Source organism: Polaromonas aquatica, from assembly GCF_042659145.1.
Lineage (GTDB): Bacteria > Pseudomonadota > Gammaproteobacteria > Burkholderiales > Burkholderiaceae_C > Polaromonas > Polaromonas aquatica.
The window spans coordinates 197,850-223,747 of sequence record NZ_JBHSRS010000002.1 but is presented as its reverse complement, the minus strand read 5'-3'; the positions used below and the strand labels follow the sequence as shown (position 1 = coordinate 223,747).

Below are 25,898 nucleotides of genomic sequence, written 5' to 3'. Positions count from 1 at the left end.
ATTTTCTGGTTTTCCTTGTCGATCTTGCGAACCTCACCTTCTGTCGCGGTAGCTGTTGCCGACGTGCCCATGGCCATGCCCGGCATGTTCATGCCCGCCATGCCGCCCTTGTCTGTGGGCGCCATCTTCATGCCCGACATGTCCATGCCCGGCATGCTGTCCTTGTTCATCGTGGTTTGGGCATAAACATTGGTTGCGAAAGCCGCTGCCAGTGCGAGGCTGCCAAGAACAGCGAAAGAATTAGAGATTTTCATAATGTGCTCGATTTCAATAAAGTTGAGAGATGATAGATTTACATCGAAAATGGGGTCAATCGGGGTGCAAAAACCCCGCAAAACGCTGTAGGTTTATGTGCTGTCATTAATGCTTGTGGCCTGCGGCCGCACCGGCTTTGGGCGCGGCTCCAGTGGCGCCAGCAGTTTCGGCGACGGTCACCAGGCCCTTCATGCCGGCGTCGTAGTGGCCAGGCTGCAGGCAGGCGAAGTCAACTTTGCCCGCCTTGGTGAATTGCCAGACGACTTCACCGGTTTTGCCCGGAGCGACCGTGACCATATTCGCATCGGCATGCTCCATCTCGGGCATTTTCATCATCATGGCGTAGTGCTCCTTGAGCTCTTTTTGCGTACCCAGCACCATTTCATGCTTGATCTGGCCGGAGTTTTTGACCAGGAACCGGATGGTTTCGCCCTGCTTGACGGCGATGTCCGCCGAAGAGAAGCGCATGTTGTCGGTCATGTCGATGTTGATAGTTCGGCTGACGTTGGCCGTCTTTCCAGGCTGACCGATGGCGACCTCGTCGTGACCGCCCCCGTGTGAACCAGCGGCAAAGGTTAGCGCTGATACAGCGGAAAGGGCAAAGGCAAGCGTGGCGGTACGAAGATGGTTTGTCATGAAAAGTCCTAAATGATGTGAATGAAAACTGTAAATATATGCCATATGGCGATCACCCGACCCGTGTGGCTACGCCACTCAATTGGCGTATTCCTTGCGAAAAGCGTGACGCTCCTCATGGGACAGGGCAAATTCGGTTTGAGGAAACAGCATGATGAAACTCCTTGACTGTCGATTGCAGGACGTGGCCTCAACACTTGGGACCACCGTGATACAGGCGCTGCATCACGGTTCCCACTGTAGAAAGCCGGGGCCAACGCAACGCTGGCTCCCAAATTACAATCCCGTTATCTTAGAGAAATAGCTGCTTAAAAAACTTGCGCTGGAGCCGAACCCGGAGGCGCCCAGTGCCTAAGCATTATTTAGGCAAACTGCAGTTCTATCTTACCGGCGCGTCGCCGCGCTGGGCTGACCACAATCTTCACGTCGTGGCCCAGCCGGGCCACCAGTTCGAGCAGCTTGGCCTCGCTGACGCCTCGGAACTGGCCGCATGTAATGCGTGACACCTTGGACTGGTCGATCCCCAGCAGGGTGGCCGCGTCTTCCTGCGTCAGGCGGCGTGCCTTAATCGCACGGGCAATCTCGCCGGCCAGCTGGGACTTGCGCTGCATCTCGCCCGCGTCGGTGTATCCCAGATCAGCATAGACGTTGGTGCTGCCTTCTTCGATGGTGATGTTCGCGTGGACATTCATTTCTTTGCTCCTTGCTGTGCCTGCCAAACTTCGAAATCCTGCTTCGCGGCCTTCCGGCGGGTGTTGATCAAATCTATTTCCGGTTTCGGCGTCGCGATGCCGCTTTTGGACTTCTTCTGAAAGCAATGCAGGACATAGACCCACGGCGAACTTGACGGTGTAGACCGGAAAGTGTCGCCCTGGTGGTCCTCGACCACTCCAGCACGCCGGCCGAACCGAAACCCGTCATCACCTTGGCATCCTGGTGTTTGCCGCCGGCCTGGGCCAGGTCGATGGCATGGCCAAAAACATCCTTGACATCGTCGGGCATCGCATCGAGGTCCCGCTTGGCGGAACTGACCCATTTGAGGGGTTTACGGGCTTGCTTCGACATTGCCTCAATTATGCCTGTTTGGACATATTCTCGTCAATTTGCCGAGGCCGGACTTTTGGCGGCAGGTGAATTTCTTCCGCACGGGCGCATAAACGCGCTTATGGCGCCAAACGGAGTTTAGGCCGACGCCATACTAGCGCCACGGCTGAATCCCTCCAAAATCCGCCTAACATTGGATAATCCACCATTACCCAATGTTATTTTTATAAAAAACTCAGCCAATTGACAAAATAAATAGTATGAAATATCATGGTACGTACTACGGTACGAAATAAAGGTAAGCCATGGCCAGAGCCGGAATCTACAAGTCTGAAGTGCTGCGTGCCCGCGATAAATTGCGGGCCACGGGGCGCAATCCGTCCATCGACGCGGTGCGCGAAGAGCTGGGCACCGGCTCCAAGAGCACGATCCACCGCTATCTGAAGGAGATCGAGGAAGAGGAAGGCGGGGCCACCGGCACCCGCGTGGCCGTCAGCGAGGCGATCCAGGACCTGGTGGAGCGCCTGGCCGCCCGCGTCAACGAGGAAGCCGAAGAGCGCGTCACGACAGCCCAGGCCAGGCATGCCGAGCAGCTGACCCAGCAGCAGCAGGCCGCCGCGGCCCTGAAAACCGAGGCGCAGGCCACGCGCCAGCAGCTGGAGCAAACCCAGCGTGCCGTGGCCGATGAAAAGGCCGGCCACGGCAAAACCAGCGAAGCGCTGAGCGGCAAGACCCTGGAATGCACCCAGCTGATCCAACAAGTAGCCGACCTGCAGGAGCGCATCGCGGTCGAAGAACGCCATCGCGAATCCCTGGAGGAAAAGCACCAGCATGCGCGCCAGGCGCTGGAGCATTTCCGGCAGTCCACCAAGGAGCAGCGCGACCAGGACCAGCGCAAACACGAGCAGCAGGTGCAGTACCTGCAGGCCGAGTTGCGCTCTGTGAACGAGACCTTGGCCACCAAACAGCAGGAAGCCGTCCACACCCTTCAGGATAACGCGCGGTTGGTTGGCGATTTGTCGCGCGCCCAGGGCGATCTGCACCAGGTCCAGGAAGAGGTGCGGGGCCTGCGGCCGCTCAAGGATGAACTGGGGTTTACGCAAAGGCGCACCGGGGAATTGGGCCGGCGCTTGGCCGAGCAGGACAGTGCCGTCCAGCAGCTCAGCACCGCGAATGAGCAGTTACAGGCCAAGATCGACGAGCTGCTCACCGCGAAGCAGCAATTGGAAGTGGCGCTGGCGACGGCTAGGTCATCCGTCACGGCCCAGGAGCAGGTCGTAGCCAGCATGCTGGAACGCTTCAGTGCGCCGGCGCTTGGGCCTGATGTGGTTGCGAGCCCGGCTGAGGGGGCCGTTCGACCAGGGAAGAGGGAGTCGAAAAAACCAACGGGGACAGGGACTTAAGCCTGTTTCTGCGGGTTTTTACATGAATCCCTGCCGACCCGCTAAGAGATTTAACGTGTCAATTTGCACGAAAAGCCACGTCGCAACAGAGATGCAAAAAAAACTAACTTGTTGTTTTATATAGGTTATTTTGACGCTACCGTGTCAATTTGCATCGAAAGGACGATTACCCCGGCTCGCCCAGCCTGGCTGCGACTTCGCCGTATGTCAGCGTCTGGCCGGGCGCGATGGCCCGGGCTACTTCGTAAACACGCTGGTTAAACGGCGGCACACCGCTCATGTCCAGTGCAATGTCTGCAAGGTCATCATGGACGCCCTCAAGCGATGCTGTGATGCGAGCGACCATGACTTGCACCCAATCAGGCGGACTCGTTTCCGGAGTTTGTGCAAACCGCACCTGCATGCGGGCACGGGTCGCGGCGGCGCTGGCCTCGGGCAACTGAACCCCGGCAAGCCTTTCGCCCTTTTCACCCCAGGCAATACCGCAATACCCGATAGTGGTGTCGAAAAGCGCAAAGCCCAAGGCAGCCATGGTTATACGTGTGCAATGCCAGGGCTTTCAGGCTGCGCGCAAGGCCGCCCTGAGTTGCTGGCCAATCTCGGGTTTGTCGGCAAACGGGTCGGTCGGGTTGCGAGCCTGCAGGACATCTTCCATCCGTGTTTGTACAGACTTGATGGCCTTGGGGTGGCTGTAGATATAAAACTGGTTTTTGGCAATGCCATCAAAAACCAGTTGCGCCACATCTGCAGCGCTGACCTTGCCGGAGTCGACGGCCTTGCCGGTCATGGCCTGCTGGATCAGCTGGCTTTTGGTGGGCTTGTCATCGCGCAATTCCGCCGGCCGGTTGCGATGGCTCTGGCCAATGCCGGTAGCCACAAAAAATGGGCACAACACAGAGGCGCCAATCTGGTCGGTCACCAGCGTCAGGTCCTGGTAGAGGGTCTCACTCAAGGCCACGACAGCATGCTTGCTGACGTTGTACACCCCCATATTGGGCGGAGCGAGCAGGCCGGCCATGCTGGCCGTATTGACGATGTGACCTCGCCAGGCTGGGTCTTTTTTGGCAGCATCCAGCATCATGGGCGTGAAGATGCGTACGCCGTGCACCACACCCATGACGTTGACACCCATCACCCACTCCCAGTCCTTGACCGAGTTTTCCCAGATCAATCCGCCTGATCCGACGCCTGCGTTGTTGAACACAAAATGCGGTACACCGAAACGCTCTTGTACGGCGCGCCCCATGGCTTCCATCTGGTCGGCGCTGGACACGTCCAGCCTGAAGGCCTGTACCTGCGCGCCGGCAGACTCCATTTCCTTGACAGCAACATCCAGTGCATCCTGCTGTACATCCACCAGCACAAGGTTCATGCCGAGTTTGGCCCCAATGCGGGCACACTCCAGGCCAAAGCCCGAGCCAGCGCCCGTCAGCACCGCTGTTTTGCCTTTGAAATCCGTGATCATCCAAATCTCCTGTGTAAATCGAGTCAGGCGTCTTAAGCTGGAGCAACTGCCTTGAGCTGGTAACCGATGCGCGGAAAATGTACATGCACTACGCCCGCGCGCTCGTCTGTGCGGCGCAAGGTGTAGTGCATGCGGGTGGCGGCTATCAGCTCGCCCTCTGTGGGTTCCGGACCAAAGCTCTCACCGCTGACTGTCACGCGACTGCCAAGCGCAATACCGTGATCGTCCTGGAAGACGTCATCCCGCAAGGGTGCCGGTGTAGCGGTTGCCGCTACGGCGATAGCGTCTGCCGCATTGAATTTTTCAAACTGAGCGTGGCCGATGGCCGCCATACGGTCCATCCACGCCAGGACGGCGGGCGTGGCGTCGAAGATACCGGCCAGCACCGAGGTACGCGTGCGGGTGAACCATAGCGAGTGGTACACCGAAAAGTCTGCAATGCAGGGCACTTCACCGAGCAAGAAGGGCCAGTCATCCAGCATGTCCGAGATGCGGCGCAGATATGATTTGTAGGCTGCCGTAGCGTCAGTCGAACGCAGGCGCGGCATTCCCAGGCTCATGGCCCGGCGATCCTCTCCAAAAGCCTTTGCAGCTTCAGGCGGGGCATTACCGAAAATCTGGGCGACCCCCTTGGGTTGCATGCTGTAGGCCATGGCCGTCCAGAACAGCAGGTTGTCGGCCCAGTGCGCCAGTGTCCGGCCCATGCCTTTGCTGGGTTCCGGGTAAATGCTCGGGTCGGGCTGCAAATGCTCCAGCACGTCGGCGATCAGCGCGGTATCACAGTAAATGTCTGCCCCTATCTGCAGGACCGGCGTCTTGCGGTAGCCGCCTGTCAGAGCCAACAGGTCAGGCTTAGGGCTGATCATCGGGATGATGACGGACTTCCATTTGAGTTTTTTGTAACCCAGCATCAGCCGTGTTTTCTCTGCAAAAGGCGAGGTCGGGTAGTGGTGAAGGATCAGCTCGGTCATGAATGTCTCCTGGATTATTTGTTTTATTTACCCGGCATGGCCCGGGCGATGATGCCATCGAAATCGGTGCCAGCGCCCAGCGTGCCAAAGGCCTGGCCCCAGTTGCCGGCAATACGCGAGTCGCAAAAAGCGCTGAACACCGCGGCGGGCGCTGTCTGGTAGAGCAACGCGGCCTGGACGGCCAGGGCCACGTCCTGGGCCAGGCGCCGCGCTTCGAGCTCTGTGGCCATTTCCTCAACGCGCACAGGCAAGGCAGCGCTGAGCCGGTCAAGCGCCGGATGCGCGCCTTTGGCGGCTGAAAGCTCGTGCGCCAGAGCCGCCACGGCATCAGCCTTGCGCAGGGCCCGTAGCAAGTCCAGCGCCATGATGTTGCCCGCGCCTTCCCAGATCGAGTTGAGCGGCATTTCGCGGTAAATGCGCGCCATGACGCCTTCGCCGCCCTCTTCCACGTAGCCATTGCCGCCCAGGCATTCCATGGCTTCCTGCGCAAAGTGGCTTCCGCGCTTGCAAATCCAGAACTTGGCGATTGGCGTCAGCAGGCGCGCCATCACAGCCTCGTGCGTGTCGCCTGTTTTGTCAAAGGCACGGGCCAGCCGAATGGCCAATGCAGTAGCGGCTTCCGACTCCAGCGCCAGGTCGGCCAGCACATTGCGCATCAGCGGCTGCTCAATCAGCAGTTTGCCAAAAGCCTTGCGCTGCGAAGTATGCCTTAGCGCAAGGCACAAGGCCTGGCGCATCAGGCCGCTGGTCCCCAGGGCGCAATCCAGCCGGGTCATGGTGCCCATCTCAAGGATTTGTGGAATGCCGCGCCCTTCTTCGCCTACCAGCCAGGCCTGGGCGCCTTCAAACTCGACTTCAGAACTGGCGTTGGCCTTGTTGCCCAATTTGTCCTTTAAACGCTGGATGCGGATGGCGTTCAGGTTGCCGTCGGGCAATACGCGTGGCAGGAACAAACAACTCAACCCGCTTTTTGTCTGGGCCAGCACCAGGAAGGCATCGCACATGGGTGCCGAAAAAAACCATTTGTGGCCGATGACGGCATAACGCTCACCCCAGGCGTCGCTGCCGACGGGTTCAGCCCGCGTGGTGTTGGCCCGCACGTCCGAACCGCCCTGCTTTTCGGTCATGCCCATGCCCATGGTCAGGCCCGGCTTGTCGCGCCACAGCTTGAGCTCAGGGTCATAAGCACGGCTGGCAAGTTTTGGCCCCCAGTCAGCGTAGATGGCCGCATTGCTGCGCAGCGCGGGAGTCACCGCGTAAGTCATCGATATGGGGCAGAGAATGGACGGCTCCAGCTCCGTGAACAGCATGAAGCCCGCAGCCCTCAACACATGGGGCGACGCACCCTGGTCTGCCCACGGAGTGCCATGCAGGCCGGCGCCCGTGGCCAGCGCCATGAGTGCGTGGTAGCTGGGGTGAAACTCGACCCTGTCGATGCGCCGGCCAAAACGGTCATGGCTATGCAACTCGGGCGTATGGATATTGGCCTGCCGGGCGTGGTTTTGCATGCCGGCACTGCCCAGCGTCGCCCCCAGGCTGGACAGTTCGGCGGTATCCAGCTCCGGAGCATTGAACCTCAGCGCGTCGCGCAACGGCTGGTTGGTTTCAAACAGGTTGTAGCCGACGAGTGGATCGGGCTGGTTAAAGACTTCATGGGTGATGTCCACAGTGAGCTCCTGCTGCAAAAACCTGATTTGAAGACCTGGCCCGCTAGATCAGCTTGACCAGTTGCTTGCCGAAATTTTTGCCTTTGAGCAGACCCAGGAAGGCCTCCGGTGCGGCTTCGATGCCCTGTGCCACGGACTCGCGCGGCCTGAGCTTGCCGGTGCCAACCAGCGTGCCCAGCTCCTTCAGGGCTTCAGGCCAGACCTCCATGTGTTCACTGACGATAAAGCCCTGCAGCTTGAGCCGGGCCGTGAGGATCAGGGCCGGGTGGCTGAGTGGCAACGGCTTGCCGTCATAACCTGCAATCATTCCGCACAGTGCGATCCGGCCAAAGTCGTTCATGCGCGGCAACACGGCATCAAGAACCATGCCGCCCACGTTCTCAAAATAACCGTCAATGCCTTTGGGGCAAGCGCCTTCAAGCGCTGCGGACAGGGAGGCTGCATCGTTGTGCAGCTTGTAATCGATACAGGCATCAAAGCCCAGTTCCTCCACCGCATATTTGCATTTATCGGGGCCGCCGGCAATGCCCACTGCGCGGCATCCGCGTGCCTTTGCCAGTGCTGCAAACGCACTGCCCACGGCGCCTGTGGCCGCGCTGACGACCACGGTCTGACCTGCCTGCGGCTCTATGATTTTGACCAGGCCGTACCAGGCCGTGACACCGGGCATGCCGACCGCACCCAGGTAGTGCGACAGTGGCACGTGGGTGGTATCGACCTTGCGCAGCGCACCGGGCTGCCCTGCGTTGACAACGCTGTACTGCTGCCAGCCGCCCATCCCGACAACCTTGTCGCCGGGCTGGAACTTTGGCGAGCGGCTTTCAACAACCTCGCCAACCGTGCCGCCCTGCATGACCTGGCCCAGTGGCTGCGGCGCGGCGTAGCTTTTGCTGTCGTTCATGCGGCCGCGCATGTACGGGTCCAGGCTCAGGAAATGGTGGCGTACCAGCACCTGGCCGTCCTGCAGGGCCGGCGTCTCATTGCTCACCAGTTTGAAATTGCCGGCAACGGCTTCACCGGCGGGCCGGTTGTCGAGAAGGATTTGTTGATTGCGTGGCATGGCGGACTCCTGAAAAAGATGGTGTGAAAAAACCGGGGCAACTGCCGACAAGGATTACCCGACTCCAGGCCGCTACTTTTTTGATAGCTTACGGCGCGCATATTCAGGCGGCTACAGAACTATTTGATGCAAAAAAACCGCATTAATCGCTTGAAATGATGCCCCGGGCGGCGCCCTCAGACGCCTGATGGTCATCAGCGCTGCCCGGCGCCGCGAGCCGGGGCTTGGCGTACTTGAAGGTTCCTGTTGCATGGGCGCAAGCCTGCCCCTTTGCATCGTAGATCGTCGCTTCGGTAAACACCAGCGATGTGGTCCGGTGCATGACGCGGCCCCTGGCGGTGAGCCTGCTGCCGTCCCCCGGCGCAGGCCGCATGAAACTGGTTTTCATCTCTATGGTGATGGCACCCATGTCTTTTTGCAGGCTGCGCGCGGCCCGCGCCAAGGCAACGTCCAGCAGCGTCATGCAGGCGCCGCCGTGCGTCACGCCAAAGGTGTTGAGGTGTTCCGGCTTCGGCGTGTAACCGACGACAGATTCACCGCCCTCATACAACTCCAGCTCGAAACCAAGCAGCGTGACGAAGGGGATCTCCGTGCCAAAGCTGACAGCCTCCGGCTTGTCCTGGCTACTCATGAATTTAGCCTCCGGTCACCGCCGACACGCCGCCGTCTACGGCCAGCCACTGACCGGTGATGTGTTTGCCGGCATCGGATGCATAAAGCAGGCACAGGCCCTTGAGGTCTTCGTCATCGCCCAGCCGGCCCAAGGGCGCGTGCGAAGCGAGTTCGTCGCCCTTCTCAGCCAGCGTGGCGGCCGTCAGCTTGCTGGGGAAAAAGCCCGGGCAAATTGCATTCACCGTGATGTTGTACTGGCCCCATTCGCAGCCCAGCGCACGGGTGAAGTTGATTACAGCACCCTTGGAGGTGTTGTAGGCAATCATCTGCATGCCCGGCGGGTTGCCGCCCAGGCCGGCGATGGACGCCAGGTTGATGATGCGGCCCGATTTGCGCGGGATCATGCTGTGTTTGGCAATGTGCTGCGACAGGAGGAAATAACCGCGGACATTGAGATTCATGACCTTGTCCCAGGCCTCGACCGGGTGATCTTCAGCCGGTGCGCCCCAGGATGCTCCCGCGTTATTGACCAGGATGTCGACATGGCCGAAACGCTTGATGGTTTCGTCGGCCAGGGCCCGGATATCGGCCTCTTTGGAGCAGTCGGCGGCAATCCAGTCCACATCGATGCCGGCAGACTTGAGTTCGGCTGCGGCTTCCACGAGATCATCTGCCTTGCGCGAGCTGAGCATGATCCTGGCACCGGCTTCACCCAGGGCGTGCGCGAGCTGCAGGCCCAGGCCGCGCGAGCCGCCGGTCACCAGGGCGGTTTTGCCCTTGAGGTCAAACAATTGCTGGATGGTTCGTGTCATGGTGTATCTCCTGAAATTTTGTGATCAGGCAAGGAGTGCTTGTCGCGCAAACGCTCCGGTTGCTGGTGATCTGTTGATGATGAATTTGCTCTTGGCGCCCGTTTGTGATCAAGTAAAACACAACATCACTGCAGGCTGCGAATGCCGCTGTCCTGATGGCGACTCATGGCCCGGTCTTCAGCTTGGAACGTACATAGATCAGGACCACGCCCAGCGCCGCAACCAGCGCGCCACCGACCACCATGGACCAGCCTATGGGGTCGCTGGTGCGCTGTACCGACAGGCCCAGCACCAGTGTCAGCAGGCCGCCATAAATCAGAATCCAGATCAGGGCCTGGAGCCTGGCGATAAATTTGCTGGAGGACGGCTCCGATGATGGTTTGAAAAAACTCATGGTTAAAACGCCTCCTCTGGCAAATCGGCACAGGTCTGGTCGCGGGTTTCAACCACTTTCAGCCAGGCGTCGATTTTGGGCAGCTCATAGTGATAAAAATAGCGTGTAGCGCCCAATCTACCTGCGCAGGCAGCTATTGATTTTGTAGCATCTGCAGCGATACTCGCCAGTGCCACGTCCAGCCAGATCCAGGCCAGCACGGTATGCCCAAAGGCCTGCATATAGGGCACAGCATTGGCCAGCGCATCGCCGGGCTTGCCCGTGGCCCAGGCGGCCTTGGTGGCGCTGCCCACATGCTGCAGCGCCTTGCCCAGTGCATTGGCATAGACCGCCAGTTCGGGGATCTGGATCGCGCGCTCGATGGTGCTGTTGATGCGCGCAGCCAGCAGCGCCAGCCCCCTGCCCCCTTCCATCAACACCTTGCGGCCCAGCAGGTCCATGCCCTGGATGCCGTGGGTGCCTTCATGAATCATGTTCAGGCGGTTGTCGCGCCAGTACTGCTCGACCGGGAAATCCCGCGTGTAACCGTAACCGCCATGCACCTGGATTGCCAGTGAGTTGGCTTCCAGGCACCATTCGCTGGGCCAGCTTTTGGCGATCGGCGTCAGCACTTCCAGCAGCATCCTGGCTTCGTCTGCGGTTTCCGGCGTGCCGGTGTGCTGCTCGTCCACCAGCCTGGCGCAATACAGCTCCAGCGCCAGCGCACCTTCGCAGTAGGCTTTTTGCGCAAGCAGCATGCGCTTGACGTCAGCGTGTTCAATGATCCGCACCTGTGGCTGCGCTGCGTCCTTGCCGCCCAAGCCCATGGGGCGGCCCTGTGGCCTGTTTTTTGCGTACTCCAGGCTGGCGTGGTAACCCGCCATGCCCAGCATGGTGGCTGCCATGCCCACGCCTATGCGCGCTTCGTTCATCATGTGGAACATGCAGCGCAGGCCTTCGTGCGGTTTGCCAACAAGGTAGCCCACGGCGCCCGAAACCGCCGGCCCTGAGCCTGTCGAAGGGACCGGGTATTTGCCTTCGCCAAAATTGAGCAGCGTGTTGGTCGTGCCACGCCAGCCCAGTTTGTGGTTCAGGCCGGCCAGCGCCACGTCGTTGCGTACACCGGTCAGTTCACCTTTGTCGTTGACGAGTTTTTTGGGAACGATAAACAGTGAAATACCGCGTGTCCCGGGAATCAGCTTGCCGTCCGGGCCGGGAATCTTTGCCAGCACCAAGTGGATGATGTTGTCCGTCAGCTCGTGTTCGCCGGCAGAGATCCACATCTTGTTGCCTTTGAGGCGGTAACGTGGACCCAGTGGATCGTTTTCATGATCCGCGCCATCGGGCACTGCCCTGGTGGTGACATCACTGAGCGACGAACCCGCCTGCGGCTCCGAAAGGCACATGGTGCCCGAAAAGCGCCCTGAAAACTCGTTTTTGGCGAACACCTCTTTCTGCAGATCTGTGCCATGCACCATCAACAAATTGGCATTGCCGGTGGTCAGCATGCCCGAGCCTATGCTGACCGATGCCATGGCAAAAAAGGCATTGGCGGCGGCTTCAACCGTGTAGGGCAGTTGCATGCCGCCCATCTCATAATCCTGCGCGGCGCTGAGCATGCCTGACGCTGCATAGGCTTTTTGGGCATCGTGCGTGGCCTGCGGCAGGATGACCTTTTCACCGTCAAAGTGCGGCTCCTGCGTGTCGACCGTGCGGTTGAAGGGCGCGTATTTCTCGCGTGCGATACGCTCGCAGGTGTCAAACACGGCATCAAAAGTTTCGCGCGAGTGGTCGGCAAAACGGCTGCGCTGGCTCAGCGATTCGGCGGCAAGCCAGTCGTACAGCAGAAAGTCAAGAGTGGGCCTGAGGCTCATGGTGCTGTGCAATCCTTGATTGGCTGGAATTATTCCGGGGAATCTTTAGTGGCAAGCCTTGCAATCGTGCCTTGGGCTACGGCGCAAAGTTTTTCTTCACCACCTACCACCATGAAAATATCGCAGCGGCAAACCGCCTGCGACTTGCCAGCATACACGGCATGGGCGCGCGCGATCAGGCGCTCGCCAATGGCCGGCCGGACATAGTTGATTTTGAACTCGGAAGTGACGACGGCCCAGTCGAGCATGGTGCCGCCGGCATAGGTCAAGGCGTTGTCGGCAGCGTAGCTGACAACACCGCCATGCACAAAGCCGTTTTGCTGCCGGATTTTTTCGCTGGCCGGGACATGCAGTTCGCAGTGTCCCGGCGACAGTGCGCGCAGCTCGGCACCGATCAGCACACTGAAAGGCTGCAGGGCAAGAACGGCCTGCCCTTTCTGAAGGAGCAGGGCTTCGTTCATGGCACTTGCAATGGTTTAAAGGACTTCGAAAATGCCTGCAGCACCCATGCCGCCGCCAATGCACATGGTGACGCAGACACGTTTGACGTTGCCGCGGCGTTTGCCTTCGATCAGGGCATGGCCCGTCAGACGCTGGCCCGTCACGCCGTAAGGGTGGCCCACGGCAATCGCGCCGCCGTTGACATTGAGCTTGTCCATGGGAATGCCCAGCTTGTCGGCGCAATACAGCACCTGCACTGCAAAAGCTTCGTTCAACTCCCAGAGGTCAATGTCGCCGACTTTCAAACCGAGTTTTGCCAGCACCTTGGGGATGGCAAACACCGGGCCTATGCCCATTTCGTCAGGCTCGCAACCTGCGACCGCAAAACCGAGGAAACGGCCCAGCGGCTTCAGGCCCTTCCTGCTGGCAACCTTCTCATCCATCACGACTACGGCACCGCCACCGTCGGAGAACTGGCTGGCATTGCCGGCCGCAATGACGCCGCCTGGAATGGCCGGCTTGATGCCACTGATGCCTTCCTTGGTGGTGCCGGCGCGGATGCCTTCGTCGTTGCTGACGGTGACCTGTTTGGTGGTGAGGCCCATGACCTTGTCGGCCACGCCGGCTGTCACGGTAATCGGCGCGATCTCGGCTTCAAACAGGCCGGCGGCCAGTGCTGCCGTGGCTTTTTGCTGGCTCAGTGCGCCATACTCGTCCATGCGGTCGCGCGAGATGTTGTAGCGCTTGGCCACCTGCTCGGCAGTTTGCAGCATGTTCCAGTAAATCTCGGGCTTGTTTTTGGCAAGCCAGTCTTCGCGCAGCATGTGGGTGTTCATCTCCTGCTGCACGCACGAAATGCTTTCCACACCGCCGGCCACGTAAATATCGGCTTCGCCGGCAATCACGCGCTGGGCAGCCAGTGCAATGGTCTGCAGGCCGGAAGAGCAAAAACGGTTGACGGTCATGCCCGACACAGTGACCGGGCAGCCGGCGCGCAAAGCAACCTGGCGCGCAATGTTGGCGCCCGTGGCGCCTTCAGGCGTGGCACAGCCCATGATCACGTCATCCACTTCGGCGGCTTCAATGCCGGCGCGCTGGATGGCGTGCTGCACGGCGTGGCCGCCAAGCGTGGCGCCATGCGTCATGTTGAAAGAGCCCTTCCAGCTTTTGGCCAGCGGGGTACGTGCAGTGGAAACGATTACAGCTGAGGTCATGAATTTCTCCGGAATTTAGTTCGCAAAATCAGTTGAAGGTTTGGCCTTCAGCGGCAATTAATTGAAGGTCTTGCCTTCGGCGGCAAGACGGGCCAGCAGCGGTGCGGGTTTCCAGAAATTCGCGTCGTCCAGCGGGTTCTTCGCAAAGCGGTTCATGCTTTGCACCACATTGAAAAGGCCGACCTGGTCGGCGTAGTTCATGGGGCCGCCACGGTAGATCGGGAAGCCGTAACCCATGAGGTACACCATATCGATATCGCTGGCCTTGGAGGCAATGCCTTCTTCCAGGATATGCGCAGCCTCGTTGACCAGCGAATACACCAGGCGCTGCACGATCTCTTCATCGGAAATCTTGCGCGGCGTGATGCCCAGGCTCTTGCGGTGGTCTTCAATCACCTTGACGACTTCGGCATTCGGGATGGCATCGCGCTTGCCGGCCACATAGTCATACCAGCCGGCGCCGGTTTTCTGGCCGAAGCGGCCTTTTTCGCACAGCAGGTCGGCGGTCTTGCTGTATTTCATGTCCGGCTTTTCTGTGTAGCGGCGTTTGCGGATGGCCCAGCCGATGTCGTTACCGGCCAGGTCGCCCATACGGAATGGACCCATGGCAAAACCGAACTTCTCAATGGCCTTGTCGACCTGTTCCGGTGTGCAACCTTCGTCCAGCAGGAAACCGCCCTGGCGGCCGTACTGCTCGATCATGCGGTTGCCGATAAAACCGTCGCAGACACCCGATACCACGGCCGTCTTGCGGATCTTCTTGCCTAGCGCCATCACGGTGGCAAGCACGTCCTTCGCGGTTTTTTCACCGCGAATCACTTCCAGCAGTTTCATCACGTTGGCAGGGCTGAAAAAGTGCGTGCCAATGACGTCCTGCGGACGCTTGGTGAATGCGGCGATCTGGTTCATGTCCAGGGTCGAGGTATTGGAGGCCAGGATGGCACCCGGCTTCATCACGCGGTCCAGTTCCTTGAAGACCCTTTCCTTGACGCCCATTTCCTCAAACACGGCTTCGATGACCATGTCGGCCTCTTTCAGATCGTCATAACTCAGGGTGGTGCTGAGCAGACTCATGCGCTGCTCGTACTTGTCCTGCTTGAGCTTGCCTTTTTTGACCTGGGCTTCATAGTTTTTGCGGATGGTGGCGATGCCGCGGTCCAGCGCTTCCTGCTTCATCTCCAGCATCTTCACGGGAATGCCGGCGTTCAGGAAGTTCATGGAAATGCCGCCACCCATGGTGCCAGCACCAATCACGGCAATCGACTTGATGGCGCGCTGGGGCGTATCCGACGGCACATCGGGAATCTTGGAGGCGGCCCGCTCGGCCATGAAAATGTGCCTGAGGGCGCGGCCTTCCGGGGTCCACATCAGGTTGATGAACAGCTCGCGCTCAAATGCCAGGCCATCGTCAAATTTGCGTTTGGTAGCAGCTTCGACCGCCGCCACGCACTTGAGCGGCGCGGGGTAGTTCTTGGACATGCCGCCCACCATATTGCGTGCGAACTGGAAGTAGGCGTCGCCGTTGGGATGCTTGCAGGGCAGATTGCGCACCAGCGGAAGCGGTCGAGTATCGGCAACAGACTGGGCATAGGCCAGCGCTTCTGCGGCCAGGGATTCAGGCGATGCTGCCAGCTTGTCAAACAGCTTTTGACCGGGGATCTGGGCCAGCAGTTCGCTCTTGACAGGCTCGCCGCTCACAATCATGTTCAGCGCAGCCTCGACACCCAGCGCACGCGGCAGGCGTTGTGTGCCGCCGGCGCCAGGTACAAGGCCCAGCTTCACTTCCGGCAATGCCACGCTGCAGCCTGGGGCGGCAATGCGGTAGTGGCAGCCGAGCGCTAGCTCCAAGCCACCACCCATGCAGACCGAATGAATCGCAGCAATCACCGGCTTGGCTGAATTTTCAATCATCAGGATAACGCTGAGCAGGTTGGGCTCGGCCAGCGCCTTGGGACTGCCAAATTCCTTGATGTCGGCGCCGCCCGAAAAAGCCTTGCCGGCACCCGTGATCACGATGGATTTGATGGCGCTGTCTGCATTGGCTTTTTGCAGGTTGTCGGTGATGCTCAAGCGCGTTGCGTACCCCAGGCCATTGACCGGTGGGTTGTTCAGGGTGATGACGGCCACAGTGCCGTGAACTTCGTAAAGGGTTGTCATTGCGCTTGCTTCCTTGATTAAAGTTTCAGTTGTCCCGGTTGCAGGCGCAAAACCTTGCGCCTGCCGCACAGAATAGTACGATCGTTCTTTTTCTGATTGTAGGGCGGGTTTGTGACAGCACAAGTGCCATGATCGCCCGGCTTGTCCCTGCGGCGACAAGCTGTCCCGGTTTTTTACACCTCAAGCCACTCTTTGCGAGTGTAGGCGTCAGCCCGCAGGCTGTCAGGCGTACCCTGAAAAACAATGCTTCCATGCCCCATGACAAGGGCCCGGTCGGAAATGGCCATGGCGATGGTGAGCTTTTGTTCGATCAGAAGTACCGAGATGCCCTTGCTTTTAAGGGTCTGCAGGTACTGGCCGACCAGCTCCACGATTTTCGGAGCCAGGCCCTCGGTAGGCTCGTCAATGATGATGAGGTCCGGATCGCCCATGAGCGTGCGGCACAGCGTGAGCATCTGCTGCTCGCCGCCCGACAGCACCCCGGCCTCGGTGTGCTGGCGCTCCAGCAGGCGCGGGAACATGGCGTACATGTCCTTGAAAGACCAGCGCGAGCCTTTTCCGGAGCCCTTTTGGCCCAGCAACAGGTTCTGGTGCACGGTCAGCTTGGGGAAAATGTCGCGGTTCTCGGGCACATAACCAATCCCGAGGTGGGCAATTTCGTAGGCCTTCTTGCCAACTATTTCGCCGCTTTTCCAGTTGATGGAGCCCTGGCAGTCCACCAGGCCCATGATCGCCTTGGCTGTCGTGGAACGGCCCGAACCGTTGCGGCCCAGCAAAGCCACGATCTCACCCGGCCGCACGTCAAACGAGACGCCGTGGAGTACGTGGCTCTTGCCGTAGAAGGCGTGAAGGTTATTGATGGTCAGCATGTCAATGTCCTCCCGCCTGCTGGTCGGCAACAGGTGAGCCGAGATAAGCCTCCTGCACGCGCTGGTCGGCACGTACTGCTTCGGGTTTGTCGAATGCAATGACCTCGCCGTAAACAACGACGGCGATCTTGTCCGCAAGACCAAACACCACACCCATGTCATGCTCCACTGTCAGCAGGGTTTTACCCACGGTGACTTCCTTGATCAGGCCGATGAAACGGCTGGTTTCAGATCGGCTCATGCCTGCCGTGGGCTCATCGAGCAGGATCACGCTGGCACCGCCTGCGATGGTGATGCCGATTTCCAGCGCACGCTGTTCGGCGTAGGTCAGGTTGGCGGCCAGCACATCCCGCTTTTTATCGAGCTTGATCATGCCCATCAATTCTTCGGCACGCTCATTGGCGTCATCCAGATCGGCGAGAAATTTCAGGAAGGTGTACTTGTAGCCCAGGCTCCAGAGAACCCCACAACGCAAGTTCTCAAAAACACTGAGCTTGGGGAAGATGTTGGTGATCTGGAAGCTGCGCGACAAGCCCAAGCGGTTGATTTCAAAAGGCTTCTTGCCGTTGATGCGCTGGCCGTTGAGAAGCACGTCCCCGCTTGTGGGCTCAAAACGCCCGCTGATCAAATTGAACAGGGTGGATTTACCTGCACCGTTGGGGCCAATGATGGCCACGCGCTCACCGGCAGCTACTTGCAGGTTTGCGCCACGGATGATCTCCGTCTTGCCAAAACTCTTGCGGAGGTCTTTCAGTTCAAGTGAGTAGGTCATATTTTTGTCCGCCGGGCCAGAGCGCCGTTTGCAGCGTGATCAACGTAACTTCCCCAGCAGCAGGAGCTGCGGAGCTGGCTTTGCTGGGCCGCAGACGCAGCGCCTCCTCGAGGGGCAGCGAAGTACTCAAAGTGACGAGCGTGGGGGCTCATAAGGTCTCCCTCCGCTTGATTTCCTTTTCAATGTCATTCTGGATCTCGCCCCATTGCTTTAAAAAGTACCTGCGGGTGAGCTCAAAAAGACTCAGCCCGGTCAGCATCACAAAACCGGCGCCAAACCAGCTATTAAGGTTAAGCGCATCCAGCTTGACCCCCATGAAGCCAAGCTCGGGCCCCAGTGCCGCATTGAGCTGCATGTGATAAATCATCTCGACCATGGCTGCGGCACCTGCCAGGGTCACCAGGGCCGTCACGGCCAGGCCCAAGTAACCAACCCATAACTCCTTGAGCCTGCCAAAAGCCGCGACCCTGACATTCATCATGATCAGACTGGCAATGCCGCCGGGTGCATACATCACCATGAACAGGAAAATCAGGCCCACATACAGCAACCAGGCCATGGTCAGCTCCGACAGCAGGATCAGAGCGAGCACCAGGAGACCGGCACCAATGATGGGACCGAAGAAGAAAGTGGCTCCGCCCAGGAAGGTGAACAGCAGCAGGCTGCCGGAACGTACGCCGCTCACCACTTCAGCCGTGACGATTTCTGAATTGATCGCCGCCAGCCCGCCACCTATACCCGCAAAAAAACCGGCGATGATGAACGAGTAGTAGCGCACCCGCTGCGTGTTGTAGCCAATGAACTCGACACGCTCCGGGTTGTCGCGCACGGCATTCAGGATACGGCCCAACGGTGTACGGGTAAAGGCGAACATGGCCGCGGTGCAGATAAAACAGTACACGGCGATCAGGTAATAAACCTGGATTTGCGGGCCGAAGCTGATGCCAAAAATCGGCTTGCCATAAGCACGGTTGGTCGTGATGCCGCCCTCGCCGCCAAAAAACTCGGGGAACATCAGGGACATGGCAAACACCAGCTCACCAACTCCCAGCGTGATCATGGCAAACGTGGTGCCGGCTTTTTTTGTCGTGACGTAACCGAACAGAACGGCAAAAAACAGCCCCGACAAGCCGCCCACAAGGGGAATCAGCGGCAAGGGAATGTAGAAGGTGCCTTTTGACGCGAGGTTCATCGCATGGATGGCCAGGAACGAGCCCAGCCCGGCGTAAACCGCATGGCCAAAACTCAGCATGCCGCCCTGCCCCAGCAGGATGTTGTAGCTCAGGCAGATGATGACCAGGTAACCGGCCTGCGACAGCATGGTGAGTGCCAGGCTGCTCTTGAACATCAGGGGAGCAGTCACCAGCAGCAGTGCATAGAGGCTCCACAGCACCCAGCGCCCCACGTTATGGGGCTTGAATTCGTAGTATTTTGCGGTCATGACTGGCCCTTATCCTTCTCGTGTACCCAGCAGGCCTTTGGGGCGGAAAATCAGTATCAGGACCAGCAAGAGAAATGGCAGTATCGGCGCCACCTGCGAAATCGTGAGCTTGAGCAGGGGGTAGCCAAAGGTCTCAGGCGTTACTGCGACCCTGAACTGCGCCAGCAGGGTGATGAGTGACTGATCCATGGCCACGGCAAAGGTCTGGACCAGTCCAATCAGCAGGGATGCCAGAAAGGCCCCGGGGAGCGAGCCCATGCCGCCGACCACGACCACCACAAAAATAATGGCCCCTACCGATCCAGCCATGGCTGGTTCGGTCACAAACGTGTTGCCGCCAATCACGCCGGCCAGGCCCGCCAGGGCTGCGCCACCGCCAAAAACCAGCATGAAGACGCGCGGAACGTTATGGCCCAGCGACTCCACGGTTTCGGGATGGGTCAGCGCGGCCTGGATCACCAGGCCAATGCGTGTACGCGTCAGCAACAGCCAGATGCCCAGCAGCATGAGCATGGAAATCAGCATGATGAACGCACGCGACTTCGGAAAATTGGTCCCGAATATCGTGAACAGGGGACCCTGAAGGCCTGTTGGCAAGACATAGTTGACAGCCGCCCGGCCCCAGATCAGTTGCACCAGCTCCAGCAGCAGGTAAGACAGGCCAAAAGTGATCAACAGCTCCGGCACATGACCGAACTTGTGCACCCGGCGCAGGCAAAACCTCTCGAATGCCGCGCCGATGACAAACACGACCATGGGCGCCACCAGCAAGGACCACCAAAAGCCTATGACCTGCGATGTGCTGTAAGCGATATAGGCACCCACCATGTAAAACGAGGTGTGCGCAAAATTAAGCACGCCCATCATGCTGAAAATCAGCGTCAGCCCGGAACTGAGCATGAACAGCAACAGGCCGTAGCTGAGCCCATTGAGCAGCGAAATGGTGAAAAACTCCAGATTCATGAATGAGCACCTGAAAGGGTAATAAAAAAGGCCCCCACGCCCCGCCGCTGCGCGGGTCGCTGCCCCGCAAGAGGGCAGCTTTGTACCTTGGGGCGGCCCATCGGTAAAAAGGCCCGATGGTTGGTCGGGCCTTGCACCATGTGAGGCTCAGCGCCTTAACGCATTTACGAAGGGCGTTTCATCTGGCACGAGGTGGGCGTGCTGGCCACATAGGGCTCGTAGTACTTGACGGGTACAAAGGTGTAACCGGTGTTTTCGGCGTCATACGAATACTTGCCGCCAGCTTTTTCCCAGCGGGTAATGTAGAGCCCTTGCTGCAACTGGTGGTCAGTCTTGCGCATTTCGATGTCGCCGTTGAAGCTCTTGAGGCGCATGCCTTCCATGGCCTTGGCCACCGTGGCCGCATCGGTTGTTTTGGTTTGCGCCATGGCTTCCGTCAGGATGGCAAAGGCGTGGTAGATGGCCCCGGTGTAGAAGTCATCGTTGAATTTTTTCTTGTAGTCAGCCTGGAGCTGCTGGATTTCGCCGCCCATGTTCAGGTGGTTGTACGAGACCATGTAAACACGCCCGGCCGATGCTGCGCCCAGCGCCGTCGGCGTTCCGGTCACACCACCGTAATAGGTATAGAACTTGACGTTGTTCAGGCCGGCTTCGTTGGCGGCCTTGACCAGCAGCGACAGGTCGGAGCCCCAGTTGCCGGTGATCACGGTGTCTGCACCGGACTGCTTGATTTTGGCAACATAGGGTGCGAAATCGCGCACTTGCGCCAGCGGGTGCAGGTCTTCACCGACGATCTGGATGTCGGGGCGCTTGCTCGCGAGGTTGGCCTTGGCGTACTTGGCAACCTGCTGTCCGTGCGCATAGTTCTGGTTGATCAGGTAGACCTTCTTGATCTCGGGCTGGTCTTTCATGAATGCGGTCAGCGCTTCCATTTTCATGGAGGTGTCCGCATCCAGGCGGAAGTGCCAGTAGTCGCACTTGCTGTTGGTCAGGTCGGGATCGACTGCCGCGTAATTCAGGTAAACAACTTCCTTGCCCGGATTGCGCTCGTTGTATTTCGACAATGCATCCATGATCGCCAGTGCTGGGCCGGAACCGTTGCCCTGAACAACATAACGTGCACCCTGGTCAATCGCGGACTTCAGTGCGTTCGTGGTTTCCTGTGGGCTCAGCTTGTTGTCGATGCCGATGATCTCAAACTTCACGCCGGCCTTGTTCTTTTTGCTGAACTGGTCAGCCATGAACTGAAAGCCCTTGAGCTGGTTCGTTCCCACCGCGGCCATCAGGCCCGACAGCGGGTCAAGCCATGCAATCTTGACGGTCTGGTTCAGGTTGACGGTTCCTGGCGCAGCAGCGGGTGCCGCAGCTTTGGCCGGTGCAGCGGCCGCCGGCTTGGCAGGCGCCTGGGCCAGCGCCACGCTGGCGTACAGCATGGCCGAGGCGGCCACGGCGATGCCGAAATGGCGGCGCATAAAAAAAGTCTGAGTGCTCATTCATTGTCTCCTGTTTATTAAATTAATCTTGAACGAATTCAACTTATCACGGGCAGAGGTTAGGGCAAATCACAAGACGATGAGTCAGGGAATGCCCTAGCCAATGTCTCTGGTGCGACGGCTGTCAGAGCGTCGGCAACTTGTAGTCCTTCAGCATCTCGCGCAACCTGGTTTTCAGTATCTTGCCGGTAGCGCCCAGCGGAATCGCATCGACAAACACGACGTCATCGGGAATTTGCCATTTCGCGGTTTTCCCCTCGTAGAACTTGATGAGTTCTTCACGCGTGACTTCGGTGTTTGGTTTTTTCACGACCACAAGCACGGGGCGTTCGTCCCACTTGGGATGTGCGATGCCAATGCATGCGGCCATGGCGACCGCGGGATGGGCCACCGCGATGTTTTCCACATCGATAGAGCTGATCCACTCGCCGCCGGACTTGATCACGTCCTTGCTGCGGTCGGTGATCTGCATATAGCCGTCCGCGTCAATCGTAGCCACGTCACCCGTGGGGAACCAGCCGTCGATCAGCGGATCGCCGCCCTCGCCCTTGAAATACTCGCGCACAATCCACGGCCCCTTGACATAAAGATCGCCAAAGGTTTTTCCGTCCCATGGCAGTTCCTTGCCATCCTCGCTGACGATTTTCATGTCGACACCGTAGATGGCCCGCCCCTGCTTGAGGCGGATCTTCATTTTTTCCTCCGCCGGCAGCGCATCGTGTTTGTTTTTCAGGGTGCACAGCGTGCCCAGCGGGCTCATTTCCGTCATGCCCCAGGCGTGCAGCACCTCGACGCCATAGTCATCGTTAAAGGCCTGGATCATCGCCGGTGGACATGCCGACCCGCCAATCACGGTACGGCGCAGGGTTGAGAACTTCAATCCTGCAGGCTTGAGGTGCCCCAGCAGCATTTGCCAGACCGTGGGCACACCGGCCGCATAGGTGACTTTCTCTGCTTCGATAAGTTCGTACACCGACTTGCCGTCCAGCGCGGGTCCAGGGAACACCAGTTTGGCGCCCGTCAGTGCGGCCGAATAGGGGATGCCCCAGGCGTTGACGTGAAACATCGGAACCACCGGCAGAACGGCATCGCGTGCCGACAGGCACATCACGTCCGGCAAGGCTGCAGCGTAGGCATGCAGGGTGCTGGAGCGGTGGCTGTACAAGGCAGCCTTGGGATTGCCCGTGGTGCCGCTTGTGTAGCACATGCTGGAAGCCGTGTTCTCATCAAAACTCGGCCATTTGTAGTCGCTGGACTGCGCGCCTATCCAGCTCTCGTAGCTGATCAGGTTGGGAATGCCTGAGTCCTGAGGCAGTTTGTCTGCATCGCACATAGCGATGTAATGCTTGATGGTGGGGCACCTGCCGTGAACGGCCTGCACCAGCGGCAGAAAACTCAGGTCGAAACACAGTACCTGGTCTTCTGCATGGTTGGCAATCCAGGCGATCTGGTCCGGATGCAAACGCGGGTTGATGGTGTGCAGCACCCGGCCCGAACCGCTGACGCCGTAATACAACTCAAAGTGGCGATAGCCATTCCATGCCAGCGTAGCAACACGGTCGCTGAAACCCAGCTTCAAGCCATCCAGCGCCTTGGCTACCTGCCTGGCGCGCCTGGCAGAGTCCTTGTAGGTGTAGCGGTGGATATCACCTTCGACACGACGCGAGACGATCTCGGCATCACCATGGTGACGCTCTGCGAACTCGATCAGCGACGAGATCATCAATGGTTGACTTTGCATTAAACCCAGCATGGACACTCCTTGGTGCATTTGTTTCAAATCCTTTATCGTAATGGTTTGCGCCGCGTCAGGGAAAGCCCCATGTCGCCAAAGTTCAAGGGTTATTTGGTGAATTTCTCGCCGGGGCCGATGATGGTCAGTTCAACAAAACGCGAGCCCTGGTGCGACTCCTTGCTGAAGCCGACCTGAAATCCGCCAAGGTTCAACTGCCTCATCTGCTCCAGCGCATTGACAAACTTCGGCCGGGTCAGATCCTTTCCCGCGCCCCGCAAACCCTCGACCAAAACTTTGGCATTGATGTAGCTTTCAAAACCCAGGAACGACAGGTTGTCGTAACCGGCGTTTTTCATGGCGCTGCGGTACTCATTGGCGACGGGGTTGCTCTGGCTCCATGGAAAAGGCACGACCGAAGTCACGACCACGCCAATGCCGTCAGGTCCAAGTGCACGCAAGGTGGCCTGGGTCCCCATGACCGACAACGCGTAAAAACGCATGCCCTTGCGGGCCTTGTTGTAGGCCTTGATGAAAGAAACCGTGGGCACACCCGTGGTGATCATGATGATGACCTCGGGCCGCGTGTCATGCAAGGCAGCAACGGCTTTGTCCACATCCGATGCATCCGGCTGCACCGGCGCATTGGCGTACAGCTTGAGTCCGCGTTTGTGCATGGCTTTTTCCACGCCGGCGAGTCCTTCCTTTCCGAAGCCGTTGTTGATCCAGAGCACGCCTATGCGCTGCACGCCCACGGTGGTCAGGTGCTGGACAAGTTTTTCGGTTTCATCGGCATAACTGGCGCGCACATGAAACACATGACCCGTCACAGGCACTCTCAGCACGTCAGCACCCGTAAACGGCGCAAACAGCGGGACCGGAGGTTTCTCTTTCGCCAGCATCGGCAGGATGCCAACGACATTGTCCGTGCCGGTCAGGTTCAACAACGCAAATACCCGCTCGTCCTCAACCAGCTGGCGCGCCGTCTTGAGGGTGTTCGCCGGCTGGTAGCCGTCATCCAGCGTCACCAGCCGGATGCGACGGCCAAAAATGCCACCCTTGGCGTTCACGCTGTCGAAATAGACATTCGCGCCATTGACAATGTCGGGCGCCAGTTGCGCCAGCGGCCCCGTCAGGCCCAGCGACTGCCCGAGCACGATCTCCTTGTCGCTGACACCGTTTTCAGCGTGAACGCCAGCCCAGGCCAGTGCTGCGACCAGGCCTAGAAACCCCAGGAAGAATCGTCTGCACCACAAGTCCATGTCTTTCTCCATCACGCCGGCAAGGCGCTGTTTTTGAATCGTTGTGCAGGAGTTTGATGGCACCGCCAGCGCATGGCAAAACATGTCGCCTGATCGACATGTTGCAGGTGTTTACCCTGAGCCGCCCGCGTCATGGTTCAGCGGAACAAGCGGGCCCGGCGGCCTGCCTGATATTGGCTTCGAAATGCATTTTTTGTCTCCACTGTGCGGGTAAATATCAACTTGCACGGCCCGGCAAAATCACGTCCAATTGCCGGCTCGTGCGGTGCATGCCGCGATAAAGAATTCTATGGAGAAGACACTGCCGGGCGGTTATCACAACACGGCCAAAGTAGTGACTTCAGAACGCCACTTTTGATATGGAACGTACGAGCTCATCAACCTGGGTCAAGGGCCTGGCCGACATGTTTGCCTCGCAAGGCATTGACGTACCGCGACTGTTCCGCACCGCCAGGCTGGATATCACCTTGCTGGACAAGCCCGCAGCACGTTTTGGCGCCGAAAAGATTTCCGAGCTTTGGGACATTGCCGTGGCATGGTCGGGCAACCAGGCGCTAGGGCTGAATCCCGGGCTGGCTGCCAGGTACGTCAATTTCGATGTCGTGGGCTACGCCATGATGTCCAACCCGAACCTGCGTACCGGCCTTGAGAACCTTTCGCGCTATCTGGCGCTGATCTCTGATTGCACCACTTTCGAACTGGTGCCGGAGCGCCAGAACTGCTGGCTGGTGCTCGGCCACATTGGGAATACCCGGCGTGTGCCCAGGCAGAGGCAGGAATACAGCCTGTTGACCCTGCTGATCCTGAGCCGCTGGCTGACGCGGCGCGAGGTGCGGGTACTGGGCGCCGAGTTCATATTCGCGGAACCCCTGGACTTCCATCCCTACCGCATGACGTTTGACTGCCCCTTGCGATTTGACCAGCCAGCCTCGCGCATCCTGCTCTCGGCAGAAGACCTGGATGCGCCCTTACCCTCAAGCAACCCGACGATGTTCGACCTGCATGAGCGCGTCATTGAAGAACGGCTGACCAGCCTGGGCAATACCCGTACCAGCTACCGGGTCAGTGAGGAAATTATTCGGCGACTGCATCAGGGCGAGCCGCGCCGCGAAGACATCGCCAGCGGCCTGGCCCTGACAGACCGCACGCTCCAGCGCCGGCTGCATGCGGAAAACACCTCATTCCAGCAACTGCTGGACGAGGCCCGCAGCGAACTTGCCCGCAAATACCTGACCGAGGAACATCACTCCCTGGGCCAGGTCGCCGACATGCTTGGGTTTGTCGACCAAAGCAACTTCTTTCGAGCCTGCAAGCGCTGGTTTGACCTGCCACCGGGACAATACCGCCAGCGTTTCGGGATCAACAGTGCATCTACCGTGTGA

General features: G+C 59.1%; 23 protein-coding genes and 2 pseudogenes. 2 read left to right on the top strand and 23 right to left on the bottom strand.

The features are described from left to right. The 4 genes and pseudogenes from ACFQND_RS01720 to ACFQND_RS01705 all read right to left on the bottom strand — a co-directional run. Window positions 1–254, bottom strand: a pseudogene (locus ACFQND_RS01720) (hypothetical protein); the annotation flags it as partial. A 106-nt stretch (window positions 255–360) separates the two neighbouring features. Next, window positions 361–891: a cupredoxin domain-containing protein gene (locus tag ACFQND_RS01715; RefSeq protein ID WP_377412024.1), complete on the bottom strand. Its 531-nt coding sequence runs from the start codon at window positions 889–891 to the stop codon at window positions 361–363. 362 nt (window positions 892–1,253) lie between these two features. Continuing rightward, window positions 1,254–1,583 (bottom strand): helix-turn-helix domain-containing protein, encoded by a 330-nt coding sequence (locus ACFQND_RS01710; RefSeq protein WP_055398264.1) that lies wholly within the window; start codon window positions 1,581–1,583, stop codon window positions 1,254–1,256. Then, window positions 1,580–1,956 (bottom strand): annotated as a pseudogene (locus ACFQND_RS01705) (type II toxin-antitoxin system RelE/ParE family toxin). Before ACFQND_RS01705 ends, ACFQND_RS01710 begins: the two are co-directional and overlap by 4 nt. A 284-nt stretch (window positions 1,957–2,240) precedes the next feature. On the opposite strand from ACFQND_RS01705, the gene ACFQND_RS01700 reads away from it, so the two are divergent. After that, window positions 2,241–3,338, top strand: a complete 1,098-nt coding sequence (locus tag ACFQND_RS01700) for a DNA-binding protein (RefSeq protein WP_377412020.1) — start codon at window positions 2,241–2,243, stop codon at window positions 3,336–3,338. Between the two features lie 166 nt (window positions 3,339–3,504). Here ACFQND_RS01700 and ACFQND_RS01695 read toward each other — a convergent pair whose 3' ends face one another. From ACFQND_RS01695 to ACFQND_RS01605, 19 genes are all read right to left on the bottom strand, one after another. Further along, on the bottom strand, window positions 3,505–3,870 hold the full coding sequence (locus ACFQND_RS01695; RefSeq protein ID WP_371435564.1) for a methylated-DNA--[protein]-cysteine S-methyltransferase: 366 nt from the start codon (window positions 3,868–3,870) through the stop codon (window positions 3,505–3,507). A 27-nt stretch (window positions 3,871–3,897) separates the two neighbouring features. Further along, the gene (locus tag ACFQND_RS01690) at window positions 3,898–4,803 is read right to left on the bottom strand and encodes an SDR family oxidoreductase (protein ID WP_371435563.1); all 906 of its coding nucleotides are present in this window, start codon (window positions 4,801–4,803) and stop codon (window positions 3,898–3,900) included. Between the two features lie 32 nt (window positions 4,804–4,835). Continuing rightward, entirely contained in the window at window positions 4,836–5,774 is a 939-nt protein-coding gene (locus ACFQND_RS01685) for a glutathione S-transferase family protein (protein ID WP_371435562.1), read from the bottom strand. A gap of 23 nt (window positions 5,775–5,797) precedes the next feature. Further along, window positions 5,798–7,441: an isovaleryl-CoA dehydrogenase gene (locus ACFQND_RS01680; protein WP_371435561.1), complete on the bottom strand. Its 1,644-nt coding sequence runs from the start codon at window positions 7,439–7,441 to the stop codon at window positions 5,798–5,800. Between the two features lie 43 nt (window positions 7,442–7,484). Then, on the bottom strand, window positions 7,485–8,501 hold the full coding sequence (locus tag ACFQND_RS01675) for an NADP-dependent oxidoreductase (RefSeq protein WP_371435560.1): 1,017 nt from the start codon (window positions 8,499–8,501) through the stop codon (window positions 7,485–7,487). 142 nt (window positions 8,502–8,643) lie between these two features. Beyond that, a complete protein-coding gene (locus ACFQND_RS01670; protein ID WP_371435559.1) occupies window positions 8,644–9,132 on the bottom strand; it encodes a PaaI family thioesterase in 489 nt (162 codons plus the stop codon). Between the two features lie 4 nt (window positions 9,133–9,136). Beyond that, window positions 9,137–9,925 carry an SDR family oxidoreductase gene (locus tag ACFQND_RS01665; protein ID WP_371435558.1) on the bottom strand — a complete coding sequence of 263 codons (789 nt, stop codon included), beginning with the start codon at window positions 9,923–9,925 and terminating at the stop codon, window positions 9,137–9,139. Between the two features lie 163 nt (window positions 9,926–10,088). Next, window positions 10,089–10,319, bottom strand: coding sequence for a hypothetical protein (locus ACFQND_RS01660; protein WP_371435557.1), 231 nt, complete (start codon window positions 10,317–10,319; stop codon window positions 10,089–10,091). 2 nt (window positions 10,320–10,321) lie between these two features. After that, on the bottom strand, window positions 10,322–12,172 hold the full coding sequence (locus ACFQND_RS01655; RefSeq protein WP_371435556.1) for an acyl-CoA dehydrogenase: 1,851 nt from the start codon (window positions 12,170–12,172) through the stop codon (window positions 10,322–10,324). 29 nt (window positions 12,173–12,201) lie between these two features. Further along, window positions 12,202–12,633: a PaaI family thioesterase gene (locus tag ACFQND_RS01650; protein ID WP_371435555.1), complete on the bottom strand. Its 432-nt coding sequence runs from the start codon at window positions 12,631–12,633 to the stop codon at window positions 12,202–12,204. A 15-nt stretch (window positions 12,634–12,648) separates the two neighbouring features. Then, entirely contained in the window at window positions 12,649–13,827 is a 1,179-nt protein-coding gene (locus ACFQND_RS01645) for an acetyl-CoA C-acyltransferase (RefSeq protein WP_371435554.1), read from the bottom strand. Between the two features lie 57 nt (window positions 13,828–13,884). Next, complete coding sequence (locus tag ACFQND_RS01640) at window positions 13,885–15,984, bottom strand: 3-hydroxyacyl-CoA dehydrogenase NAD-binding domain-containing protein (protein ID WP_371435553.1); 2,100 nt, start codon at window positions 15,982–15,984, stop codon at window positions 13,885–13,887. A gap of 173 nt (window positions 15,985–16,157) precedes the next feature. Continuing rightward, the gene (locus ACFQND_RS01635) at window positions 16,158–16,853 is read right to left on the bottom strand and encodes an ABC transporter ATP-binding protein (RefSeq protein WP_371435552.1); all 696 of its coding nucleotides are present in this window, start codon (window positions 16,851–16,853) and stop codon (window positions 16,158–16,160) included. Between the two features lies 1 nt (window position 16,854). Continuing rightward, the gene (locus ACFQND_RS01630) at window positions 16,855–17,625 is read right to left on the bottom strand and encodes an ABC transporter ATP-binding protein (protein ID WP_371435551.1); all 771 of its coding nucleotides are present in this window, start codon (window positions 17,623–17,625) and stop codon (window positions 16,855–16,857) included. Between the two features lie 148 nt (window positions 17,626–17,773). Further along, the gene (locus ACFQND_RS01625; protein WP_371435550.1) at window positions 17,774–19,066 is read right to left on the bottom strand and encodes a branched-chain amino acid ABC transporter permease; all 1,293 of its coding nucleotides are present in this window, start codon (window positions 19,064–19,066) and stop codon (window positions 17,774–17,776) included. A gap of 9 nt (window positions 19,067–19,075) precedes the next feature. Next, entirely contained in the window at window positions 19,076–20,029 is a 954-nt protein-coding gene (locus tag ACFQND_RS01620; protein WP_371435549.1) for a branched-chain amino acid ABC transporter permease, read from the bottom strand. A 164-nt stretch (window positions 20,030–20,193) separates the two neighbouring features. Further along, window positions 20,194–21,522 (bottom strand): branched-chain amino acid ABC transporter substrate-binding protein, encoded by a 1,329-nt coding sequence (locus ACFQND_RS01615; RefSeq protein WP_371435548.1) that lies wholly within the window; start codon window positions 21,520–21,522, stop codon window positions 20,194–20,196. Between the two features lie 124 nt (window positions 21,523–21,646). Continuing rightward, entirely contained in the window at window positions 21,647–23,275 is a 1,629-nt protein-coding gene (locus ACFQND_RS01610; RefSeq protein ID WP_371435547.1) for a 3-(methylthio)propionyl-CoA ligase, read from the bottom strand. A gap of 89 nt (window positions 23,276–23,364) precedes the next feature. Next, window positions 23,365–24,516 carry an ABC transporter substrate-binding protein gene (locus ACFQND_RS01605; RefSeq protein WP_377412009.1) on the bottom strand — a complete coding sequence of 384 codons (1,152 nt, stop codon included), beginning with the start codon at window positions 24,514–24,516 and terminating at the stop codon, window positions 23,365–23,367. Window positions 24,517–24,875: 359 nt separating this feature from the next. Between ACFQND_RS01605 and ACFQND_RS01600 the strand changes: the two genes are divergently transcribed. Beyond that, entirely contained in the window at window positions 24,876–25,898 is a 1,023-nt protein-coding gene (locus ACFQND_RS01600; RefSeq protein WP_371435545.1) for an AraC family transcriptional regulator, read from the top strand.

What these genes read in the sequence shown, in the direction of transcription:
- ACFQND_RS01715 (WP_377412024.1), bottom strand. Translation starts at nt 891, where the DNA reads ATGACAAACCATCTTCGTACCGCCACGCTTGCCTTTGCCCTTTCCGCT.
- ACFQND_RS01710 (WP_055398264.1), bottom strand. Translation starts at nt 1,583, where the DNA reads ATGAATGTCCACGCGAACATCACCATCGAAGAAGGCAGCACCAACGTC.
- ACFQND_RS01700 (WP_377412020.1), top strand. Translation starts at nt 2,241, where the DNA reads ATGGCCAGAGCCGGAATCTACAAGTCTGAAGTGCTGCGTGCCCGCGAT.
- ACFQND_RS01695 (WP_371435564.1), bottom strand. Translation starts at nt 3,870, where the DNA reads ATGGCTGCCTTGGGCTTTGCGCTTTTCGACACCACTATCGGGTATTGC.
- ACFQND_RS01690 (WP_371435563.1), bottom strand. Translation starts at nt 4,803, where the DNA reads ATGATCACGGATTTCAAAGGCAAAACAGCGGTGCTGACGGGCGCTGGC.
- ACFQND_RS01685 (WP_371435562.1), bottom strand. Translation starts at nt 5,774, where the DNA reads ATGACCGAGCTGATCCTTCACCACTACCCGACCTCGCCTTTTGCAGAG.
- ACFQND_RS01675 (WP_371435560.1), bottom strand. Translation starts at nt 8,501, where the DNA reads ATGCCACGCAATCAACAAATCCTTCTCGACAACCGGCCCGCCGGTGAA.
- ACFQND_RS01670 (WP_371435559.1), bottom strand. Translation starts at nt 9,132, where the DNA reads ATGAGTAGCCAGGACAAGCCGGAGGCTGTCAGCTTTGGCACGGAGATC.
- ACFQND_RS01665 (WP_371435558.1), bottom strand. Translation starts at nt 9,925, where the DNA reads ATGACACGAACCATCCAGCAATTGTTTGACCTCAAGGGCAAAACCGCC.
- ACFQND_RS01660 (WP_371435557.1), bottom strand. Translation starts at nt 10,319, where the DNA reads ATGAGTTTTTTCAAACCATCATCGGAGCCGTCCTCCAGCAAATTTATC.
- ACFQND_RS01655 (WP_371435556.1), bottom strand. Translation starts at nt 12,172, where the DNA reads ATGAGCCTCAGGCCCACTCTTGACTTTCTGCTGTACGACTGGCTTGCC.
- ACFQND_RS01650 (WP_371435555.1), bottom strand. Translation starts at nt 12,633, where the DNA reads ATGAACGAAGCCCTGCTCCTTCAGAAAGGGCAGGCCGTTCTTGCCCTG.
- ACFQND_RS01645 (WP_371435554.1), bottom strand. Translation starts at nt 13,827, where the DNA reads ATGACCTCAGCTGTAATCGTTTCCACTGCACGTACCCCGCTGGCCAAA.
- ACFQND_RS01640 (WP_371435553.1), bottom strand. Translation starts at nt 15,984, where the DNA reads ATGACAACCCTTTACGAAGTTCACGGCACTGTGGCCGTCATCACCCTG.
- ACFQND_RS01635 (WP_371435552.1), bottom strand. Translation starts at nt 16,853, where the DNA reads ATGCTGACCATCAATAACCTTCACGCCTTCTACGGCAAGAGCCACGTA.
- ACFQND_RS01630 (WP_371435551.1), bottom strand. Translation starts at nt 17,625, where the DNA reads ATGACCTACTCACTTGAACTGAAAGACCTCCGCAAGAGTTTTGGCAAG.
- ACFQND_RS01625 (WP_371435550.1), bottom strand. Translation starts at nt 19,066, where the DNA reads ATGACCGCAAAATACTACGAATTCAAGCCCCATAACGTGGGGCGCTGG.
- ACFQND_RS01620 (WP_371435549.1), bottom strand. Translation starts at nt 20,029, where the DNA reads ATGAATCTGGAGTTTTTCACCATTTCGCTGCTCAATGGGCTCAGCTAC.
- ACFQND_RS01615 (WP_371435548.1), bottom strand. Translation starts at nt 21,522, where the DNA reads ATGAGCACTCAGACTTTTTTTATGCGCCGCCATTTCGGCATCGCCGTG.
- ACFQND_RS01610 (WP_371435547.1), bottom strand. Translation starts at nt 23,275, where the DNA reads ATGCTGGGTTTAATGCAAAGTCAACCATTGATGATCTCGTCGCTGATC.
- ACFQND_RS01605 (WP_377412009.1), bottom strand. Translation starts at nt 24,516, where the DNA reads ATGGACTTGTGGTGCAGACGATTCTTCCTGGGGTTTCTAGGCCTGGTC.
- ACFQND_RS01600 (WP_371435545.1), top strand. Translation starts at nt 24,876, where the DNA reads ATGGAACGTACGAGCTCATCAACCTGGGTCAAGGGCCTGGCCGACATG.